The sequence below is a fragment of the Mycobacterium farcinogenes genome, assembly GCF_019739075.1.
In the GTDB taxonomy this organism is placed as follows: Bacteria; Actinomycetota; Actinomycetes; order Mycobacteriales; family Mycobacteriaceae; genus Mycobacterium; species Mycobacterium senegalense.
Window position 1 is genome coordinate 5,481,919 of record NZ_CP081673.1, and the last position, 16,407, is coordinate 5,498,325.

A 16,407-nucleotide genomic window follows, 5' to 3' on the forward strand; every position below is an offset into this window, starting at 1 on the left:
TCCTAAATCCTCGGCGTTTCGTCCCTCACCGGCCCGTCGGCGGGCACCGTAGGCCAACTACTGACACCCCGCCCCTTTGATAGAACTCCTGGTGAATATTTCCACGGTCGGCTTAGCATCGACATTCGCGGCTTTCGCAAAGTAATTGCGTCGGTCCTACGATGCTCACGCGACCGCAGCCCGCGCCCCCAAGAACACTTCCGTCGGCATTGCCTGACGCAAGCGCCAGGTGATTGCCATCGGCCGATCGCCCTCATGCGACACGTAGTCCGCGGGTCCCAAGAACACGTACGGCGCGGCACCCAGCGCGTTGGCCTTGGTCTCCCGCACGAACAGCAGAATGTGGGATCCGCGCTCGCGGTGATGGATGTAGCGCTGCCCGGTCGGCGACGCCACCGAGGTCGTGGACTGTGACTCCCAATGGAACAGCTCAGGGCTCAGCGCGAAGTCCCGGTACATGGTGGTCGGCGAGTAGTCGGTGTCGGATTTCTTCAGCGTGATGAGGAAGGCGTCCGCGTTGACTTCCGGGCACCATGCGACTCCTTCTCGCATCGTGCTCGGTGTCCGCTTCTGCGACGCGAAACCCAGCGCCGCCAGGATCTCCTCCCGCGAATAGCTGGCGTGCAGCGCCAGCGGCACGTCGGCGAACTCGTCACCCATATTCCACAGACCGTAGGTGCTGCGGTGGGCAGCATCGAACGCGATGTCGATCACCTGGCGCATCTCCTGCGTTACTGCTTCGTCTCGAAGAACACTGAGACCTTCTGCGACACTGCCGAACCCGCCGCCATTGGGAAACAGCGAATAGAACAGCATGGCCGCCAACCGGGACTCGGTGACACTGTCCTCAGCGCGGTAATCCTGCAGGAGCGCGTTGTAGGCCTTCCAGCGACGCTGGTCGTCCACGTGCGCCAACGCCTTCACCCGTTTGACCAGGTCGACCTCCCGGGGCCCGGGCTGCTCTCCCAGCTTGCCGGCGTCTCGGCACAGCGTGGTCCACGACCGGTCCGTGCGCAGAATGTCTTCGAGCCCGCGGCCCGACTCCTCCAGATACGACGCCAGTCGGTCGTCGGAATGCGTCCGAATCTCGGACACCAACACGGCCTTCTTCGGCGACACCTGCTGGCGCACGTTCTCCAGCACCAGGTCCCGGGCCACCGTGTCTAGCACGATCTGACTGCCCGACGGCAGGAACGGAAATCCTTCCTTGACTTGCTTTTCCAACTGCTTACGGCCCAGTCCAGTCAACGCTCGGAACCGCTGATCGAACCGAAACTCTTTGCGCTGGTGACCCACGAAGTCGAGCGCCGTCAACACCGTCTTGCCGGGCGCAAGCCGCAGCCCGCGACCCAGTTGCTGCAAGAACACGGTCACACTCTCGGTGGGCCGCAGAAACAGCACGGTGTCGACCAGCGGGATGTCGAGGCCTTCGTTGAACAGGTCGACCGTAAACAGCACGTTGATGTCGCGGTTACGGAGTGCAGTCAGAGCTGCGCGCCGTTCGGCAGAATCGTCGAGCCCGACGATGGCGCGGGCCGGGATGCCCGCCGCGACAAACTGGTCGGCCATGTAGCGGGCATGCTGGACGCTCACGCAGAAGCCCAGCGCACGCATCTCGCCAACATCGGCAACTTTGTCCTGCAGTTGGTCAAGCACGATGCGTGTTCGGGCGTCGTTGCCGGTGTAGATCTCGTTTAACTGTGTCAGGTCGTAGCCGCCGCGCTTCCACTGCAGGGTCTCCAGGTCAGTACCGTCGTGGATGCCGAAGTAGTGGAAGGGGCAAAGCAGGTTCTGCTCAAGCGCATCCCAGAGCCTGAGCTCGGCGGCAACCCGCCCTCCGAAGAATGCCCGCACGTCGACACCGTCACCGCGTTCCGGGGTGGCGGTCAGTCCGAGCAGTTCCATCGGCGCGATGTGCTCAAGAAGCCGGCGATAGGACGCCGCTTGCGCGTGGTGGAATTCGTCGATCACCACGATGTCGAACCGGTTGGGCTCAACGGTGGAAAGTCGGTCAGCGGTGAGCGATTGGATGCTGGCGAATACATGCCGCCATCGAGTCGGCTCATCACCGTCAACCAATAACTCACCGAACAACGGATCGGTGAGCACCTCCTGATACATCCGCCGCGCTTGCTGGAGGATCTCCTTGCGGTGTGCGACAAACAGCAGCGTGAGGTCGCGGCCGTGCACTTCTCGGACGAGCCGGCGGTAGTCCAGTGCGGCGATCACCGTCTTTCCCGTGCCGGTGGCGGCCACGATCAAGTTGCGATGGCGGTCGTGCAGCACACGTTCAGCGTCGAGTTGTTCGAGCAGCTCAGCTTGATACGGCTTGGCGGTGACCTCCAGCCCGGACAGCGTGACGGCCAGCGGGTCCCGCTGTTTCTTACCGGAGGCCACCTCCAACGCCAGCCTGAGCGTCTCTGAATCGTCAGCAGGGCGGTAGAGCTCAAATTCGCGGTTCTCCCAGTACGAGTCGAACGTCGCACGGAACTTCTCCAACAGGTGCGGGGTAGAAATCGCCGACAGCCGCACGTTCCATTCCAGGCCGTCGACGAGCGCCGCATGCGAGAGGTTGGACGAGCCGACATACGCGGTGTGGAACCCAGTGTTGCGGCGGAGCAGCCAAGCCTTCGCGTGCAACCGGGTTCGGTCAGTCTCATAGTTGACCCGCACCTCGGCGCCGAAGTCGTTGACCAACGCGTCGAGAGCCCGGGCGTCTGTCGCTCCCAAGTATGTGGTCGTGGTGACCCGCAGCCGCACACCACGCTCACGCAGTTCAGTGAGCTCGCGTTCCAGCAGGCGCAGGCCCTGCCACTTCACGAATGCACACAGGAGATCGACGTGGTCGGCACTGCCGAGCTCGGCCCGCAACTCTGCCGCCAGCGTCGGCTCGTTGCGAGCATTCGTCATCAGTGCGGCGTCACACAGCGGCGTCGCGGGACGTGGAAGCTGGACCGTGCCGAGCGCTTTGTGGGTCAAGCCGTCCAGACGAAGGATCTTTGCGGGATCGTCCAGATGCAACACTTCTTTCTGCGCATCGGTATCGCCCAGCACTCCAAGGATGTTGCGCAGCAGATCAGCTCGCGCATCGGGGCTACCTGCAGCCTTCAGCTGCCGTTCGATCAGCGGCGTGAGATGCCGCGCGATGGTCAGCGCTTGCTCGGCGTCGTCGACGGTGCTGAAATCGGGCTGGAGGTCGGGGCTCTGGGCCAGGGCAGTGTTGAGACGCTCCGTGAGCAGGGATTCGTACAGGCCGGCATCCACGCTCGGAGGTTAGCGCGAGGGGCCGACTGGCGGGAGGGACAGGAAGGGTGGGCGTCAAGACAAACGTCGTAAAAGGACCCCGGGTCTTCTCGTCAAGAGTCGACAAGTTCGACTATCAAATGTCCCAGGAAGGGAGTCGACAGCTAGCCAATTTGGTGCACGAGACCATCTCGACCTGCAGATATAGTTGGCCGATATGGGGGACCAGGTCAAGGTCAGCGGCGAGGGCCTGCACGCACTCGCAGACCAATGCGATGCCACTGCGGCAGCACTTACGGGCAACATCAATCCGTCATCTGGTGGGCTACCTCGTCAAGCCACCACAACGGCGGTCCAGCAGGGCTCCAGTCTCGTCGAAATTGCCGCCACGGTGCTCGCCACAAGAGTGACAGAGACCGCGAAGAAGTTGCGAGTGTCGGCCGCTGCTTACGCGAGCACAGACGATGGAGCTGCGAACAGGATCGCGGGGACCGGTCACTCAGTCGAGGCATGACATGGCCAACGTGACCAGTGCATACATCCCGAGTCGGTCGCAGATCACAGACTGGGATGTCAGGCACTTGGAGTCTGCAGACAGAAACTGGTCAGCTACCGCACAGCGGTGGGAAGAGCACTTCACGACACTGCACACAGCAACCCTGTCCCCCGGCGGAACGGCGTGGGAGGGGACGGCGGCTGATGCGGCGCAGGACCGTGCTTGGTCCGACCTCGTCAAGGTACGCGGACTAGCCGACTGCCTCATCAACGCCGCGACGGCGGCACGCAAGGGTGCTGACGATATTCGCTGGGCTAAACAACGGGCATTGGATGCCATTACGGAGGCCGAGCAAGCGGGATTCTCTGTGGAGGAGGATCTTTCGGTCACCGACCGCTCCTGGACGCCGCTCATGCGCGGCTGGGAAGCCCGCCAATTGAAAGCGGATGAATTCGCTACCAACATCCGCACACAGGCACAGAACCTCGCGGCAGCCGACAATATGGCCGCTGGCAGGATCACCGCCGAAATCTCCCCGCTGGAAGCCGTCCAGTTCCCAGAGTCACCAACCGATGGGACCGTCCACGCGTTGGACCTCAAGGAATCACCCGCGCCTTCTCCTTCCTATCCAATCAACGACGTGATCGCCGAAGCTACCGACCTAGACGGTAACCACGTCGTAATGCGCCGTGGATATTACGATGCGGTGACCAAGAAAGGCTTCGGGTGGGACAAGGTGTACTGGCGCCACGGCGTAGTCAACCCCAACGTGTTCAAAGACCTCATATCTCACAGTCGACCGGTGAAAAACGACGGTGGAACACTGGTCTACGACGTTCCGATCAACCGGGCTCACTGTACGTCCGGTCCTCTAGGCTGGGTCAGCTGCGAGGACACCGGCGAGAGCCTCACGATGAGGATCGTCGTGAATACCAATGCAAATGCTGACATTCCGGATGGAGGACAGAAGGGATTGATCACGATGTATCCCCTTGCAGGAGGGAGCGGAGTAGTGGAAATCGGACCAAACTGGACCTGGACTCCTCCCTGGGTGAACAATAATGTGCCCATCAACTGACCCTGCTAAGTCAGCGCACGAGTTCGCCACTGATGTGCTGCAAAACCTACTGCGGCACATCGCTGTTGGGAACCGAAGGCATTCAGACGGTGAGCAACCAGGGCACGTGTTCCAAGTCTCTCACGCGTGGACCGACGGTCCGATGATGTACTTGGTGTATCAAATGCCGCCGTTGGCAATCACGTGGGGTCTGGTCCGCGATACCAGTGAATCCCTCATCGACTCGGGCCCCTGGGACGACGCCGACAATCCGGCGCTGTACTACTACATGCTCGATTTCGAGGAAGGTTGGGCGGGGCCACTCTCACCCGAGCCGGGCAAGGACCCGGACGTAGTCCGTTGGCGCGGCGATCACTCTGACTGTCTGCCGGAGCGCCTACCCGACATCCCTTCGGCCTACCGATACAACCCAACCTCGATGCCAACCGCCGAATCACACCAGTACGGCGACACGCCAGGCGCTGAACCTCGTCGATACGCGGATCCGTCCTAGGTCCACCGGGCTGGCCGGCTACCTCACGGACACTTCTCCGTATCGATCCGCACCACCCCGAAGTCGATCTCGGTGCTCACGGTGAACTTCGCCCCGGGCGCCGGCGTCGAGCTGCACACCTGCCAGTTGCGGTCGCTGATCTGTGCCCGCCCCTTGCCGGTCAGATCTGTTGAGCTGCTGAACCACACCTCACCTCGAGTCAGCGACTGAATCGCATCCTGCGCACCCTGCAGATCCATCCCGATCAGATTCGGCATCGTCCATGACGGCTCGGCGGATGCCACCGGGCCCAAGGCAACAGCCATCCCAAACATTGCCGCGGCGATCAACACACTCTTCATCACAACCTCCTGGTTTCGAAGTGAACCGCGCATCGTCGCATCCGCCACCGACAACCAGCACGCTGCCGCCGGAAAACCCGAAGCGAACACCAACGCCCCGGACTTTGTCGGCACCCAGTTGTACGTTCTCCTGTTCGCCTGGCATCGGTGCCCGGGCGCGAGTCAGAAGGAACATGGTCATGAGCAATCCCTATCAGCAGCCCGCAGAGCCGAATCAGACTGCCGCGCAGGGGTTCCCCCAGTACGCGTCACCTCGAGCGAAGAAGCGCAAGTGGCCGGCGATCGTCATCGGCGTCGTCGCATTCCTGGCCGTCATGTCGGCGTTCTCCGACAAGGGCGACACCAAGCCGGACACCAAGCCCAACACCGCGCTTGCGGCGCAGCCCCCTGCCGAACAGGACGCCCCGGCTGCCGGGCTCAACACCCCGGTCCGCGACGGCAAGTTCGAGTTCGTCGTAAAGACGGTGCAGCCCGGTCTGGCCGAGGTCGGCGACAATCCCTACCTGCGCGAGAAGGCTCAGGGTCAGTTCGTGATCGTGACGCTCAGCGTGCAGAACATCGGTGACCGGGCCCAGGGGTTCAGCCCGTCCAACCAGAAGCTGATCGACACCCAAGGTCGCAGTTTCGAAAGCGATGCGTCCGCGCAGATCGCGCTGGGCGATTCAGATATCCCGGTCTGGGATGACATCAACCCCGGCAATGCCGTCGACGTATCGCTGGTCTACGACATGCCGGTTGGCGCAGCACCGGCACGCATCGAACTGCACGACTCGATGTTCTCCGGCGGCGTCACCGTGGAGCTGACGCCGTAGCCAGCGATCCCCGGGGCCGACCTGCGTGGGCGGCCCCGGGATATGGCGCTCGACGCACTCAAGCGCGCTGCGTCATACACGCCGGCCGACCACCAGGGCTATGCGCACATTGGTGGTGGGGACATCGTCAAAAAATTTGACGGTCTTCCAACCCACATGTCCACCCCAACCGGCCCCGCCGCCTCAATCCCGCACCGACACCGGCACCGGCATGTGCAGCGCGAGTTGACCTTCCGTAACGACATCGAACTGAATGGTCTTGATCGGTTTCAGCGCCCGCAAGTCGTCCGCCATCCGGCCTTGTCCGATCTGCAGATCGATACCGCGCGGGAACCGTGCCGTCCCCGCCGACAACACATTCGTCTGGCTCAATGTGGAGTGCCAGGCACCGCCGAATGACGTATAGGACGTGAGCGTCGAAACCCGCTCCCCCGTCACATACTTAACTTGAGAAGGAGTGACAACCGACAACGCCAGATCCACACCGCCAAAGTCATTCGCAACCCGCGCCGAAGCCCGGTCTGCATCGATAGACACATCCAGCTCCGTCACCCACTTCGGAAAGCCATATCCGTCATGCCCGCGCACCTGGGCGATCTGTGTGCTCACCGGCAGTGACAGCACATAGGAATGCAGGTGATCGTTGGCCAGGCTGCTCACCAGATCGGCGAATCCGGCCTTGCCGTGCCGCGCCGGCCGCACCGCGATTCCGACGGCGGCCTCGGTGTAAAAGTCGATGTCGCACACGTCGTAGCGGAAGAACATCACCGAGACGATCCCGACACCGGGCGCAACCTCCAGCGGTGCAAGCGCTTTCGGCAGCCGGGTGCGGATGTCCCGGGACCGGGCCAGCATCACCAGCCGCGCGGTCGAAATCCGGTAGTAGAAGTTCGGGGTCAGCGTGGGCCCGATCGCCGAGTTCACCTCGGTCTTGGGCAGCTTCCGGAAGAAGTCGACGCTGGACACCCGGGGGTCGCGCTCGACCTCGTCGAGGTCGGTCCGCATCCGAAACCGGTCATACAGGCCACCTTTGGGCACGGTGACCAGATGCCCGCCGAGATCGACCTCGACCACATCCTGAACGGCCATCAGACCCGCCCCACGTCGGCAACCAGGCGCTCGGCCAGCTTCTCCGAGGACTGCGGGTTCTGCCCGGTGTAGAGATTTCCGTCGACCACGACATGCGGACGCAGCGGCAGCGTTGCCTTGGAGTAGTCCACGCCGGCCTCTTTCAGCTTGTCCTCCAACAGCCACGGTGCCTTCCACCCGAAGCTGTTCAGGTGCTCCTCGCGGTTCGACAAGCCGGTCATCCGTCGCCCCGCGAACGGTGACACCCCGTCCGGCTCCGAAGCGGCCAGGATCGCCGCCGGTGCATGGCACAGCAGCGCGAGTGGCTGGCCGGACTCCAGCCGGTGCGCCAACAGTGCACCGGAGACCGGGTCGTAGGCGAGGTCCTCCATCGGGCCATGCCCGCCGGGGTAGAACACCACGTCGTAGTCGTCGGCGTTCACGGTGTCGAGCGAGACCGGATGGGCCAGCACGTTGGCAATGCTGTCCAGATAGCTCTTGACCTCGCGACGCTTCCACGGCATGCCGCCGGAGATGCCGAGGCTGAGCTGGTCGAGCGTCGGCGCCTTGCCACCCGGCGTCGCCACGGTGATCTCCCACCCGGCCTCGGTGAAGATCTGATGGGGCCGCGCGACCTCCTCGGCCCAGTACCCGGACGGATGCACCGTGCCGTCGTTGAGTGTCCAGCGGTCGGCCGCCGAGATCACCATCAGAACTTTCGTCATGATCCGTCTCCCCTTAAATATGTTGGGTACCAACAACGCGAGCCGGCCGCGGCCGGGACTTCAACCACCTGGAGTACCCACGCAGGGCACGTCGCGACACCAGCTGATCGGCGGCCAGCGCGAACGCCGGCCCGACGCCCAGTGCGGGCTTCTTCCCCGCACCGAGTCGGCGCATCTGGTACCGGGCCATCGCCATGCTGGCGATCGAGGCCAGCGGTTTGTCCGACCAGGTCACGGGCTTCAGTCGGCCCGTCGCTTCCCTACCCTGGCGCCACCGCGCGGGCAGATCGGGAGTCTCGGCCAGCGCGGTCGCCATGCCGACCACGGCGACGCCACTGGCCAGCACCCGCTCGGCTGTCTGGTGCCGGGTGATGCCGCCGGTCAGCATCAGCGGGATGGGGCTGCTCACCGCGAGTTCGGCCGCCAGTTCCAGGAAGTACGCCTCACGAGCGGCGGTCCGTTCGTCGGCCGGGCGGCCGGTCATGGCGGGGCTTTCGTAGCTGCCGCCGGACAGCTCGATGAGGTCGACACCTAGAGGTGCGAGCATGTCGATCACCTTGCGGGCGTCGTCGGCATCAAAGCCTCCGCGCTGGAAGTCCGCTGAATTCAGTTTCACCGCAACGGAAAAGCCCGGCGACACCTCGGCGCGGATGGCGCGGACGATCTCCAGCAGGAGTCGGGCGCGGTTCTCCAGTGAGCCGCCCCACTCGTCGGTGCGAGTGTTGACGAGCGGAGACAAGAACTGCGACAACAGGTATCCGTGCGCGGCGTGCACCTCGACACCATCGAACCCGGCCTGCTCGGCACGTCGCGCAGTGGTGGCGAAGCGGGTGATGGTGTCGGCGATCTGCTGCGCCGTCATCGCCACCGGCTGCCCGAACCGCTTCGAGTGCCGGCCCAGCTCGACAGCAACGTCCGACGGTCCCCACACCACACCCGGCATGTTGGCCTGGACCTGTCGGCCGGGATGACTGATCTGCATCCACATCGCCGCCCCGTCGTCCTTGCCTGCTCGCGCCCATGCCGCGAACGGCTCCAGCGGCGAGTCGGCATCGAGCACGACGCCACCCGGCCCGGTCATCGCCTCGGCATGCACCATGACGTTGCCGGTGATGAGCAGGCCGGCGCCGCCGGCGCCCCACCGCCGGTACAGCGCGATCAATCGCCCATCCGGCAGCTGTGCCCGTCCGGCCATGCCCTCTTCCATGGCCGCCTTGGCGATCCGGTTGGGCAACACCTGGCCGGACTTCAGCTGCAGGGGCGCGAACAACGCCTCCGACGCTTTCGACATGGGAACTCCTAGCAATGTTGACAGTGCTTACTTCATCTTGCTGCTAACATACGGGGGCATGTAAGCAGTGTCAACACTTGTGAGGTAGATCCCGAATGGCCACGTCAACCAGGTCGTACCACCACGGCGACCTGCCAACCGCCCTCGTGCAGGCCGCCCTGGAGCTGCTCGAGGAGGGCGGCGCGACCGAACTCTCGCTACGCGCGGCGGCCCGGCGCGCGGGGGTCTCGACCGCTGCGCCATACCGGCATTTCACCGACCGCGACGCGCTGTTGTCCGCGGTCGCCGCGGTGGGCTATCGCGATCTGGCCGCCCAATTGGCCGCGGCCAACCCGTCACCGGAAACGCCCGACGATCTCGCCGACGTCGCCATCGCCTACGTGAACTTCGCGCTCCAGCGCCCCGGCCTGTTCCGGGCCATGTTCGCCGAACCGTGTGATCCCACCAGCCCGGAACGCGTCGCCGCGGTGGAGGCGATCAGCGAGTACCTCAGATCGATTGTGCGGCAGGCGCTTCCCACCTCAGATCCGGACGCGATGGCGAACGCGGTGTGGGCGCTGGTGCACGGTCTGGCCTTCCTGCACCTGGATGGCAAGTTCGACGCGTCCTCCCCTGACACCGTCGCCTCGACGGTCCGCGCGGCAGTCGCGGCGGTGCTCGGCCAGCTCGCCTGACCGGGTTCGCTAACCTACGCAGCGTGGAGCGACGTGCACGCACGCTCATCGAGTGGGCGCATGAGTACAACGGCTACCAACGACTGGCAGGTGACCCGTCCCGCCTTGCCGATGTTCTCCGTCCGGTTATGGACGAATTTCGAAGCACCCGTGTGATCCCCGAGTGGGCCGGGGTTGATCTGCTGCGCGGCTGGGCCTTCTGGTGCGTCCGCGCTCATCGTCACGGTGGCGCCTATGGCCCCATCGAAGAGGAGTTTCCCGAGTTCACCGCGATCGTCGAGGCGCTGCGTCATCATCCTGGGGCAACCGACGACGACCGCCCGCCACGGCGAGCGACACCGTGGCCGCATGACGACGTCCTTCACGCGTGGTGGGTCGAGCCCAACCGACTCCTGGCCGGTGAATACCCCGCCGCCGCGACACTCGAGCATGCCGAAGCCAAGATCCACGTCCTGCTCGACGCCGGAATCGACACGGTCGTCGACCTCACCACCGATGCTGACCACCTAACGCCCTACCGAGCGCTTATGCACGCAGCAGCCGAGAAGTCCGGGCGCACAGTGCGGTACTTCGCACATCCGATTCCCGATTACGGCGTCATCGACGAAGCGGGCTACGACGCGATCCTCGCACGCATCCGCTCCGAGTTGGACGCCGGCCGCAACGTCTACCTGCACTGCCGGGGCGGGAAGGGCCGAACCAGCACAGTGATCGGGTGTCTGCTCGCCGAATCCGGATTGAGCTATAACAACGTCATCGCCCGCATCGCCGAATTACGCGCAGGCACAAGGAAAGCCGCAATCTCCTGCCCAGAGTCCGCCGCGCAGCACGACCTTCTGCGAGCGCGCTGCGCCCGGTAGACGCCGACCGGCGAGCGATCTGCTCGCGCTTGTAACGTCAGGGCGAAGAAACCGCGTTCGGACCGCCACCAGGTTACGAACGCAGAGCCAGCCCATGGTGTGCGACGGCGCTGCGCGCGGCAGAGACGCAACTTGTCGGACCGTTGCTCCAGACTCCAGACATGAGCCGCCGCAACCGCCAGAAGCGCGCCGCCAAGCACAAGGCCCGCCACCGCACCACGCCCCAACGGGAACGCTGGAGCACCGAACCCGGGTACGACCGGGTCGCCCTCCTCGACCGCCTCACCGCAGCGCTGTACAACTCCGCACTGTGTCCCTACCACGACGCGGAGTTTCACGCCGCTGAGTTGCTCGACGACTTCCCCGACCGGACACACGAACTCGACCTTGCCGCCGAGGGCACCGTGGCCGGTGCCATCAGCGGCGCGTGGCAGGTGGGGTGGTCGCCGAATGACCTGCACGAGTTCGCTCGTCGCCGTCTCGACGCAGCGGCAGCCGGTTACCTGGCCGAGGCCATCGTCCGCGAATCCCGGCACTATCCCGTCACCTCACTGCACCCGCGGTGGCGCGCCGAGCTCACCGCGCTGCCCGTGGACATCGATCACGGCGCTCCGCAGATGTGGGACTGGGCGCACAGGAACGCCGTCGACCATCACGCAGCGTTGACCGTCGTATTGAAGGTGCTGCGGCTGCTGGGTACCCTGCCGAGGCTCGTGCCGTTGCTGCCGGTGCCCGGCGCGCACCAACATTCGGCGGTCGCGGTGAACCCGACGGATGCGAAGGCGCTCAGCCGGGTGCGGGGGCTGCTCGCCAAGGCAGAGGCCACCAAGTTTCCCGAAGAAGCGGAAGCGCTTTCGGCCAAGGCGCAAGAACTGATGAGCAGATACTCACTGCAGCACGCGATCCGCGATCACGAGGAAGGTCGCGCAGCAGAGGCGACCGCCCGACGGATCTGGATCGACAGCCCCTACGTCAGCGCCAAGGCAGCACTGGTGCAGTCGGTGGCAGCGGCCAACCGGTGTCAGATGGTGTGCGCGGAGAAGCTCGGGTTCGTCGCCGTCATCGGCGCCGAGTGCGATCTGGAATTCGTTGAGCTACTTGCTACTTCGCTACTGGTCCAAGCCAACCGAGCGATGCTGGCAGCGGGCCGCACCACCAGCGGCCACACCCGGACGCGCTCGTTTCGCCAGTCATTCCTTCTCTCATACGCCGCGCGCATCGGTGAACGCCTCACCGCCACCTCCACGGCAGTGGCCACCGAGGTGGACCACGGCACGCTGCTTCCGGTACTGGCCGCGCGCAGCCAGGCAACCGAGGACCTCACCAACCGGCTCTTCCCGGCGACGATTCCCCGCATGATGTCGCCGTCCAACGGCGCCGGATGGGCAGCCGGGCGTATCGCGGCCGACCTGGCGCAGCTGGATGTGCGTCGACCGATCGCGGGGTGATGCGGCTGCTCGACGCGATCTGAGGGACCGCCCTACCAACTGGCCTTCGAGTAATCCTTCAAGAAGCACCCGTACAGATCCTCGCCCAGCTCCCCGCGCACGATCGGGTCATACACGCGCGCAGCACCATCCACCAGATCCAGCGGTGCGTGGAACCCTTCTTCGGCCAGCCGCAGCTTCGTCGGGTGGGGACGCTCGTCGGTGATCCACCCGGTGTCGACGGCCGTCATCAAGATGCCGTCCTGCTCCAGCATTTCCCCGGAACTGGTGCGGGTCAGCATGTTCAGCGCGGCCTTGGCCATGTTGGTGTGCGGGTGCCCGGGTCCCTTGTAGCCGCGGCTGAACTGGCCTTCCATCGCGGACACGTTCACCACGTACTTGCGCCGGGCCGGCGACGCGGCCAGCGCCGGGCGCAGCCGGCTCACCAGAATGAACGGCGCGGTCTGGTTGCACAGCTGGACTTCGAGCAGTTCCATCGCGTCGACCTCGTGCACGCGTTGGGTCCAGCTGTTCACCGACGCGGTGTCGGGCAGCAGCCCACCCGCGTCGATGGCGGTCCCGGCAGAGATCCGCTCCGGCGAGGCGCTGCGGGCGGTCAGGGCCAGTTCGGTGAGTGCATGCGCGGTGGGGTGCTCGCCGAGGCTGCCGGCCAAGGCGTGCGGGTGCGCGTCACTGACGTGATCGAAGGTGACGACGTCCACCAACGCCGGCGGCGGGGTGCGCTCGGCCTCCACCAGCGCTGCATACGAGCCCGGTGGGCGGCGCACCGTCTGGGCCGCGTTGTTGATCAAGATATCCAGCGGCCCCTGCGCGGCCACCTCGTCGGCGAGGGCCACCACCTGGGCCGGGTCGCGCAGATCGATCCCGACCACCCGCAGCCGGTGCAACCAGTCGGCACTGTCCTCCATCGCGGCGAAGCGGCGCACCGCGTCGTTGGGGAACCGGGTGGTGATCGTGGTGTGCGCGCCGTCGCGCAGCAGCCGCAGCGCGATGTACATGCCGATCTTTGCGCGCCCGCCGGTGAGCAGGGCCCGGCGCCCGGTCAGGTCGGTACGGGCGTCGCGCTTGGCCCGGTTGATCGCGGCGCAGTCGGGACAAAGCTGGTGATAGAAGGCGTCGACGACGGTGTGGTGGTTCTTGCAGATGTAGCAGGCTCGTGAGCGCAGCAGCGTGCCCGCAGTGGCCCCGACCGCGGTCGACACCAGCGGCAAGCCCTGGGTCTCGTCGTCGATCCGGCCCGGTGCACCCGTCGCGGTAGCGGCGATGACCGCACGATCAGCGGCCGCCACCGCCTCGCGTGCGGCGGCCCGGCGCTCCTTCTTCAGCGCCTTGAACATCTTCGCGGTGGCCTGGCGCACAGCAACGGCGTCGGGGTGCTCGGGCGGCAGCATGTGCACCTCGGACAGCACCCGCAGGCACGTGCTGAGCTGGTCGGGGTCGATCGCGTCCACGATGGAAGGGTACGGCGGGAGGGCACAAATACCCGTATCGAGCGAACCGGTCTGGCATGAAAATCGGCCTGTCGATGGTGGCCGCGACGTTGTGGCGAGCGTGCAGGGTTTCTGGATGATCTCGCGTCCTGACCCGGAAAAGCTGCACGTTCGTCACAGTGCCCCGAGGCGAACACACGACCTGAGCCGCCGGCCAAACAGTCAGCCCGTGCGATCAGTCGTAGATGACGTCGAGCCCTCGCCGCCGCAGGTCTGCCAGGCCGTCACGCATGCCTTGCAACTGCTCGGGTGAATGCCCCACCCAGTCGGTGATCTCACCGACGATCTTCACCGGCTCGCGGGTGCGGAAGGAGTGGGTCGGGTTGCCGGGCAGCTTCTTGTCGGTCACGTTCGGGTCATCTTCCAGCTCACCCTCGGGTTCGACGATGTAGATGCGGCCCCGCCCCTCGCCGGCGGCCATCTCGGCTCCCCACACCGCGGCATCCAACGTGCGGGTGACATACACGTGGTTCATGATCCGCCCGGCCACGTAATTCGACTCGCGTCCAGGCACCAGGTAATCCCCCACCGCCAGGTCGGCCTTGGTGCCGTGCAGCAGCGCACCGGACTCGTGCACCTCGAACGGTTTCGGCGTAGTCGTCACAAATCCCCCATCTCGTCACGGATCGAAAGATTGTGCAGCACCTCAGGGGCCTTGCCGCAAGACCCACCCCCCGCCGTATAGTGAGAGTGGGACGAGAGCCAATCTCGTTCTCGCCCAGCCAGTCCCGCGGTACTTTTCAGAGTCGCGCGAGAAGCCGATCGACAAGACGGCTCAACTTCTCGAAATGCGATCCGGCCCAGTAGATCCGGCCACATTTCGGACATTGACTGAATTCGTCGTAGTACCGGCGCGTCAACGGCTCAAGCTGATCGATCACCTGTTCCTTGGCCACCGTGGCCAGCTGACCGTTGCAGCGCACGCACCGGGTGAACGGCTTGGCCTGCCGCCGCAGATCCAGCCGCCGCAGCACCTCAAGCGTCTGTTCCTCCGGTCGCTGGGAATGGACGAACAATCCATGGGTGATCGCCCGACGCTTCAACAGCCCGCGGTCGCGGGTCAGCAAGATCCGCTGCTGTTCCGAGCTGATGTCGGCGAGCGATTGATCGTCGGCATCGCTCGACCACCACACATCGAACCCCAGCACCCGGAGCAATCGCGCCAGCCGGCCGAGGTTGACGTCGACCACGAACCGCGGATGCCGCAACGGCTGCGGCCGCAGCCGGGCCGTCGACCCGATGTCGAGCGCCTCGAACATCGGATAAGCCGCGATGCGGTCGCCGGCTACCGGTCGGCGCTCGAAGCCCACCGGGTGCCCGTTCACCAGGATCAGGTCGATCTCGGTGTGCGGTATGCCCATCGCTTCCAGAACATCCTTGACGGTCTGATGGCTCTGGAAAGGACGCCGCAGGGTCTCGCCCCGCGAGCCCGCGTCCAAGAAGTCGTTGAGCTCGGCATAGGCCCGAACGTTCACGACGGCCATACCGCCATGCTCGCGCGCCGCTTCGTCGACCGCAATGCGCGGACAAACCAGCTGTCCACGGCTCTTGCTGAAACCCGGGTGTTGCCGTCATCTCAGTACCCCAGTGGCTTGTTCAAAAACTCGTCGAGCGCTTCGCCGAACGGTGTGACTTCGAAGTCGGGTTCGATGTAGGTAACCGCGGTGCCTGGCGGCAACTCCGGTGAAGTGAGCAGATACGGGTGCCCGACATATTCGGTGACGAGAAGTAGTCGGTGGCTGCCGGGAAACGGGTAGGTCGACGTATCCCAACACTCGGCGATATCACTCTCGTCGGGCTGGCCCCAGCTGTCGGCAAGCGTTTGCATGTCGGCCGGCGGCATCAGCCCACACGACTTGCCGTTGAGTGTGGTGAACCCGGCGTGAACCTGCCGCAGGAACGTGCGGGCCGGATCAGGCAGCGAGTCGAACATCGGGGGCTCTGAAGGTCCGAACGTGCGTGGGTCCTCCCCCATCCACACCTTGGGCTCGCCATCCCAGGCCCGAAGCACGTAGTCCAAGGTGGGGGAGCTCTGCCAGGAATGCTGAGCCACCCGCACGTCGAGAAGCGCCGACCGTAACGCCTCGCTGAATCGCGGTACTAGGGCCAGGAATTCGCTGTTCCACAGTGCCAGCGCGACGTCTTTGCGTTCCTCTGGATCAACTGATTCGGCTACCGACCACCATGCCTCGGGAATCACGGCACGTCTCTGCGGTGAGGGCGCCAGAATCTCGACCGTCGCATTACCCCATCCCGCCACTGAGGCTGCTAATGCTGCTTGGTCAATACCGGCCATGGACACCTAGATTGGCAACAACGCAGGCGTTCTTGGCGTTGAAGAGCAACCACCCACTCATCAGCGCGCGAAATTGTCGACTGCCATCTACC

General features: G+C 64.9%; 16 protein-coding genes. 7 read left to right on the top strand and 9 right to left on the bottom strand.

Translation table 11 applies throughout. From position 1 onward, the window contains the following. Window positions 1–165 precede the first annotated feature (165 nt). A complete protein-coding gene (locus K6L26_RS26105) occupies window positions 166–3,264 on the bottom strand; it encodes a DEAD/DEAH box helicase (RefSeq protein WP_221852032.1) in 3,099 nt (1,032 codons plus the stop codon). 196 nt (window positions 3,265–3,460) lie between these two features. Here K6L26_RS26105 and K6L26_RS32040 point away from each other — a divergent pair, with 196 nt between their 5' ends. The 3 genes from K6L26_RS32040 (at window position 3,461) to K6L26_RS31770 (ending at window position 5,310) form a co-directional block, all read left to right on the top strand. Then, window positions 3,461–3,757, top strand: coding sequence for a type VII secretion target (locus tag K6L26_RS32040; RefSeq protein ID WP_221852034.1), 297 nt, complete (start codon window positions 3,461–3,463; stop codon window positions 3,755–3,757). Between the two features lies 1 nt (window position 3,758). Then, window positions 3,759–4,817 (top strand): hypothetical protein, encoded by a 1,059-nt coding sequence (locus K6L26_RS26115; protein WP_221852035.1) that lies wholly within the window; start codon window positions 3,759–3,761, stop codon window positions 4,815–4,817. A gap of 163 nt (window positions 4,818–4,980) precedes the next feature. Beyond that, window positions 4,981–5,310: a hypothetical protein gene (locus tag K6L26_RS31770; RefSeq protein ID WP_245008646.1), complete on the top strand. Its 330-nt coding sequence runs from the start codon at window positions 4,981–4,983 to the stop codon at window positions 5,308–5,310. A 23-nt stretch (window positions 5,311–5,333) separates the two neighbouring features. On the opposite strand, the gene K6L26_RS26125 is transcribed toward K6L26_RS31770, so the two are convergent. After that, entirely contained in the window at window positions 5,334–5,651 is a 318-nt protein-coding gene (locus tag K6L26_RS26125) for a hypothetical protein (RefSeq protein WP_245008647.1), read from the bottom strand. Window positions 5,652–5,830: 179 nt separating this feature from the next. Between K6L26_RS26125 and K6L26_RS26130 the strand changes: the two genes are divergently transcribed. Beyond that, window positions 5,831–6,463: a DUF4352 domain-containing protein gene (locus K6L26_RS26130; protein ID WP_221852039.1), complete on the top strand. Its 633-nt coding sequence runs from the start codon at window positions 5,831–5,833 to the stop codon at window positions 6,461–6,463. Between the two features lie 183 nt (window positions 6,464–6,646). Here K6L26_RS26130 and K6L26_RS26135 read toward each other — a convergent pair whose 3' ends face one another. The 3 genes from K6L26_RS26135 to K6L26_RS26145 are packed head-to-tail and all read right to left on the bottom strand — an operon-like array spanning window position 6,647 to window position 9,547. Continuing rightward, window positions 6,647–7,552: an acetoacetate decarboxylase family protein gene (locus tag K6L26_RS26135; RefSeq protein ID WP_221852040.1), complete on the bottom strand. Its 906-nt coding sequence runs from the start codon at window positions 7,550–7,552 to the stop codon at window positions 6,647–6,649. Then, window positions 7,552–8,256, bottom strand: coding sequence for a type 1 glutamine amidotransferase domain-containing protein (locus K6L26_RS26140; protein WP_076210251.1), 705 nt, complete (start codon window positions 8,254–8,256; stop codon window positions 7,552–7,554). Before K6L26_RS26140 ends, K6L26_RS26135 begins: the two co-directional genes overlap by 1 nt. Window positions 8,257–8,269: 13 nt before the next feature. Then, window positions 8,270–9,547, bottom strand: coding sequence for an NADH:flavin oxidoreductase/NADH oxidase family protein (locus tag K6L26_RS26145; protein ID WP_221852042.1), 1,278 nt, complete (start codon window positions 9,545–9,547; stop codon window positions 8,270–8,272). 95 nt (window positions 9,548–9,642) lie between these two features. On the opposite strand from K6L26_RS26145, the gene K6L26_RS26150 reads away from it, so the two are divergent. From K6L26_RS26150 to K6L26_RS26160, 3 genes are all read left to right on the top strand, one after another. Further along, window positions 9,643–10,221: a TetR/AcrR family transcriptional regulator gene (locus K6L26_RS26150; RefSeq protein WP_221852044.1), complete on the top strand. Its 579-nt coding sequence runs from the start codon at window positions 9,643–9,645 to the stop codon at window positions 10,219–10,221. 23 nt (window positions 10,222–10,244) lie between these two features. Further along, a complete protein-coding gene (locus K6L26_RS26155; protein WP_245008648.1) occupies window positions 10,245–11,081 on the top strand; it encodes a protein-tyrosine phosphatase family protein in 837 nt (278 codons plus the stop codon). 161 nt (window positions 11,082–11,242) lie between these two features. Continuing rightward, window positions 11,243–12,529 carry a DUF2786 domain-containing protein gene (locus K6L26_RS26160; protein ID WP_221852046.1) on the top strand — a complete coding sequence of 429 codons (1,287 nt, stop codon included), beginning with the start codon at window positions 11,243–11,245 and terminating at the stop codon, window positions 12,527–12,529. A gap of 32 nt (window positions 12,530–12,561) precedes the next feature. On the opposite strand, the gene K6L26_RS26165 is transcribed toward K6L26_RS26160, so the two are convergent. The 4 genes from K6L26_RS26165 to K6L26_RS26180 all read right to left on the bottom strand — a co-directional run bounded on the left by K6L26_RS26165 (window position 12,562) and on the right by K6L26_RS26180 (window position 16,279). Next, window positions 12,562–13,980 (bottom strand): SDR family NAD(P)-dependent oxidoreductase, encoded by a 1,419-nt coding sequence (locus K6L26_RS26165; protein WP_221852048.1) that lies wholly within the window; start codon window positions 13,978–13,980, stop codon window positions 12,562–12,564. Between the two features lie 214 nt (window positions 13,981–14,194). After that, window positions 14,195–14,623, bottom strand: a complete 429-nt coding sequence (gene arr, locus K6L26_RS26170) for an NAD(+)--rifampin ADP-ribosyltransferase (RefSeq protein ID WP_221852050.1) — start codon at window positions 14,621–14,623, stop codon at window positions 14,195–14,197. A gap of 136 nt (window positions 14,624–14,759) precedes the next feature. Beyond that, the gene (locus K6L26_RS26175) at window positions 14,760–15,503 is read right to left on the bottom strand and encodes a Mut7-C RNAse domain-containing protein (protein WP_221852051.1); all 744 of its coding nucleotides are present in this window, start codon (window positions 15,501–15,503) and stop codon (window positions 14,760–14,762) included. A gap of 92 nt (window positions 15,504–15,595) precedes the next feature. Continuing rightward, the gene (locus tag K6L26_RS26180; protein WP_221852053.1) at window positions 15,596–16,279 is read right to left on the bottom strand and encodes a hypothetical protein; all 684 of its coding nucleotides are present in this window, start codon (window positions 16,277–16,279) and stop codon (window positions 15,596–15,598) included. Window positions 16,280–16,407 lie beyond the last annotated feature (128 nt).

Bases quoted from the DNA above. Each gene is read 5' to 3' on its own strand.
- K6L26_RS31770 (WP_245008646.1), top strand. From the start codon at position 4,981: ATGCCGCCGTTGGCAATCACGTGGGGTCTGGTCCGCGATACCAGTGAA.
- K6L26_RS26140 (WP_076210251.1), bottom strand. From the start codon at position 8,256: ATGACGAAAGTTCTGATGGTGATCTCGGCGGCCGACCGCTGGACACTC.
- K6L26_RS26150 (WP_221852044.1), top strand. From the start codon at position 9,643: ATGGCCACGTCAACCAGGTCGTACCACCACGGCGACCTGCCAACCGCC.
- K6L26_RS26135 (WP_221852040.1), bottom strand. From the start codon at position 7,552: ATGGCCGTTCAGGATGTGGTCGAGGTCGATCTCGGCGGGCATCTGGTC.
- K6L26_RS26130 (WP_221852039.1), top strand. From the start codon at position 5,831: ATGAGCAATCCCTATCAGCAGCCCGCAGAGCCGAATCAGACTGCCGCG.
- K6L26_RS26160 (WP_221852046.1), top strand. From the start codon at position 11,243: ATGAGCCGCCGCAACCGCCAGAAGCGCGCCGCCAAGCACAAGGCCCGC.
- K6L26_RS26145 (WP_221852042.1), bottom strand. From the start codon at position 9,547: ATGTCGAAAGCGTCGGAGGCGTTGTTCGCGCCCCTGCAGCTGAAGTCC.
- K6L26_RS26115 (WP_221852035.1), top strand. From the start codon at position 3,759: ATGGCCAACGTGACCAGTGCATACATCCCGAGTCGGTCGCAGATCACA.
- K6L26_RS26125 (WP_245008647.1), bottom strand. From the start codon at position 5,651: ATGAAGAGTGTGTTGATCGCCGCGGCAATGTTTGGGATGGCTGTTGCC.
- K6L26_RS26175 (WP_221852051.1), bottom strand. From the start codon at position 15,503: ATGGCCGTCGTGAACGTTCGGGCCTATGCCGAGCTCAACGACTTCTTG.
- K6L26_RS32040 (WP_221852034.1), top strand. From the start codon at position 3,461: ATGGGGGACCAGGTCAAGGTCAGCGGCGAGGGCCTGCACGCACTCGCA.